This is a genomic window from Monashia sp. HAY1-5C (genome assembly GCF_056755255.1).
Genome location: NZ_JBPGXG010000239.1, coordinates 1 through 2,708, shown reverse-complemented (window position 1 = coordinate 2,708; position 2,708 = coordinate 1). Strand labels below are relative to the sequence as shown.

General features: G+C 73.1%; 4 protein-coding genes. All 4 read right to left on the bottom strand.

Features of this window, described 5'->3' with window-relative positions; translation table 11 throughout:
• Window positions 1-85: 85 nt before the first annotated feature.
• The 4 genes from ACR9ZK_RS21240 to ACR9ZK_RS21225 all read right to left on the bottom strand — a co-directional run bounded on the left by ACR9ZK_RS21240 (window position 86) and on the right by ACR9ZK_RS21225 (window position 2,541).
• Window positions 86-541, bottom strand: a complete 456-nt coding sequence (locus tag ACR9ZK_RS21240) for a phosphomannose isomerase type II C-terminal cupin domain (protein WP_481343953.1) — start codon at window positions 539-541, stop codon at window positions 86-88.
• A gap of 92 nt (window positions 542-633) precedes the next feature.
• Window positions 634-948 carry a DUF2516 family protein gene (locus ACR9ZK_RS21235; RefSeq protein ID WP_481343952.1) on the bottom strand — a complete coding sequence of 105 codons (315 nt, stop codon included), beginning with the start codon at window positions 946-948 and terminating at the stop codon, window positions 634-636.
• Window positions 949-1,045: 97 nt separating this feature from the next.
• Entirely contained in the window at window positions 1,046-1,471 is a 426-nt protein-coding gene (gene dtd / locus ACR9ZK_RS21230; RefSeq protein ID WP_481343951.1) for a D-aminoacyl-tRNA deacylase, read from the bottom strand.
• Between the two features lie 32 nt (window positions 1,472-1,503).
• On the bottom strand, window positions 1,504-2,541 hold the full coding sequence (locus tag ACR9ZK_RS21225) for an asparaginase (protein WP_481343950.1): 1,038 nt from the start codon (window positions 2,539-2,541) through the stop codon (window positions 1,504-1,506).
• Window positions 2,542-2,708: the final 167 nt, after the last annotated feature.

The window sequence follows — 2,708 nt, the reverse complement described above, 5'->3', positions numbered from 1 at the left end:
TCCGTCGTCGGCAGCGTCAGATGTGTATAAGAGACAGGACCCAGGGTCCGGCGGCACACGGCACGCGGAAAACGATGCGTCGCGCTCAGCGCGCGTAGTCGTCCTCGAGGCGCTCGATGTCGGCCTCGTCGAAGTGGCCGAAGCCCACCTCGAGAAGGCGTCCCGGCTGGTCACCGGAGTTGCCCATGCGGTGCGTGGCACCGCGGGGAACCCACACGGTCTCGCCGGGCGCTGCCGTCCACTCACGGCCGTCGACGCTGACGTCGATGGGCACGTCGAGGACCTGCCACATCTCGCCACGGTGGTCGTGGCGCTGGAGCGAGAGCCGATGCCCGGGCTGAACCGTGATGATCTTCACGGTGACCTGCTCGTTCGACACGAACTGCTGGAACCGGCCCCAGGGGCGCTCCGCGACGAAGATGTCCTCGGTCGGGTTGCGGTCGCCGAGGTCGTACTCGTCGGGCCCGTGGATGGGCCGCGTGTCGTGCACGTGCGTGTCGACGTCCTCGACGACGGCAGCAGCAGGCTGCTGGTCGGACATGGTTCTCCTATCGGTTGTGAGTGCACCAGTGTGCCCCATGGGAGCGGGGCCGGTGCGCGGCGGCCCGCTCGCCTCGGCTCCCGGGACGGCGGCTACCAGGGCCGCTCGGACCGCCCGCCGAGGCCGCGCACCTGCCGCAGGGCCGGCCGGACGTCGGCCAGGTACACCGCGGCGCCGACGAACCCGAGCAGGCCGAACAGGCTCAGCGGGTTGAGCATCGTGACGAAGCCCAGCGCCAGGGCGATGCCCAGCAGGACGAGCCAGAAGGTGCGGGTGCGCTTGCCAGCGGCGACGTAGGCGCCCTGCGGGTGCCGGAGCGCGTCCGTGAAGGCCCACACCTCGCAGCCGAGCGCGACGACGCCGAGCACGAGCTGCACGACGCTCTGGAACCCGTAGTAGAGCTGCATGGGGGAAGCGTAACCCGGGTCCCGAGCACGGGTCGGTCCAGCGGCGCTCCCGCCGGCGCCGGGTCGCGACGTGTCCGTGCGAGGTGCCGTCGGAGGCTCAGGCGTCGACGACGAGGGTGACGGGCCCGTCGTTGACGAGCGAGACCTGCATCATCGCGCCGAAGCGTCCCTCGGCGACCTCGACGCCGCGGGAGCGCAGGGACGCGACGACGTCGGCGACGAGCGGCTCGGCGACGGGGCCGGGCGCCGCCGCACCCCACGACGGACGCCGTCCCTTGCGCGTGTCGGCGTAGAGCGTGAACTGGCTGACGACGAGGACCGGTGCTCCGGTGTCGACGACGCTCTGCTCGTCGCGCAGGATGCGCAGCTCGGCGATCTTGCGGGCGAGGCGCTCGACCTGCTCGGGGCCGTCGCCGTGCGTCACGCCGACGAGCGCGAGCAGGCCCGGTCGGTCGATGGCGCCGACGACCTCGCCGTCCACCTCGACGCGCGCACTCGTGACACGCTGGAGCACAGCCCGCATCGGCGCCTCTCCCGTCCCGCCCGCTCCTGGGCTCAGATCCCGACGGCGAGGACCGAGCCGACGGGCTGGCCGTGCCCCAGGACGGGCTGGTGCTCGAGCGCCGCCAGGGTGTCCTCGGCGTCGACGCCGATGCGGCGCAGCACCGCAGCGAGCACGACCGCCCGGGCCCGCGACGAGCCGTCGGCGACCTTGACGGCCACCCCGCGCCCGTCCGGGAGGCCGACCGCGTACACCGCCTCGGCACCGTCCTTGGCGACGAGGCCGTCCACGCCGCGGAGCAGCACCGTGACGTCACGGTTCGTGCCACCGAGGTACTCCGGGTAGGCGCGGATCGCAGCGCTGATGCGGGCCTCGGGACCGTCGGTGGCCGCGGCGAGGCGCCCGAAGGCCCGGGCGAGGGCCGACAGCGGGATGGCGTGGATCGGGGCCCCGCAGCCGTCGACGGCCACCGCGCTCGGCTCGGCCCCCGACAGCTCGCGCACCGTCTCGGCCACCGCCACCTGGAGCGGATGCTCGGGGTCGCGGTAGGTGGGGAGGTCCCAGCCGTTGCGCACGCACGTCGCGAGCATCGACGCGTGCTTTCCCGAGCAGTTCTGCACGATCGACTGCTTGGGTCGGCCGTCGGCGATCCAGGCGATGCGCGCGGCCTCGTCGTAGGGATAGTCCGGCGTGTTCTGCAGGTCGGTCTCGGTCAGGCCGGCGCCGGCGAGGATCTCGCGGGCGGCCTCGACGTGGAAGGCCTCGCCGGAGTGGCTGGAACAGGCGAGGGCCAGGTGCCGGCCGTCGGTCTCGAGCCCGCAGCGGAGCATCGCGAGGGCCTGCAGCGGCTTGCTCGACGAGCGGGGGAACACCGGGCCGGACCCGTTGCCGACCTCGAGCTCGACCGAACCGTCGGGTGCCGTGACGACGGCCGTGCCGTGGTGGACCGACTCGACGAAACCGGCACGGACCACGTGCGCCACGACGGGCGCGTCGGCCAGCGCCGGGGACACCGACCCGTCGGCGGAGGAGGCGGGCACCGCTGCGGGATCGGCGGCGGGAGCGGACGAGGTCTGCGGGTGGTCGGACACGACCCGCAGTATGCCCGAGGGGCCCACGGATGCGAGGAGGGCCGCCACCGACGGTCCTGTCTCTTATACACATCTCCGAGCCCACGAGACGGAGCTACATCTGGGGTGTTGTTTTTTTTTTTGAGAAGGGGGGGGGGGGGGGGGGGGGGGGGGGGGGGGGGGGGGGG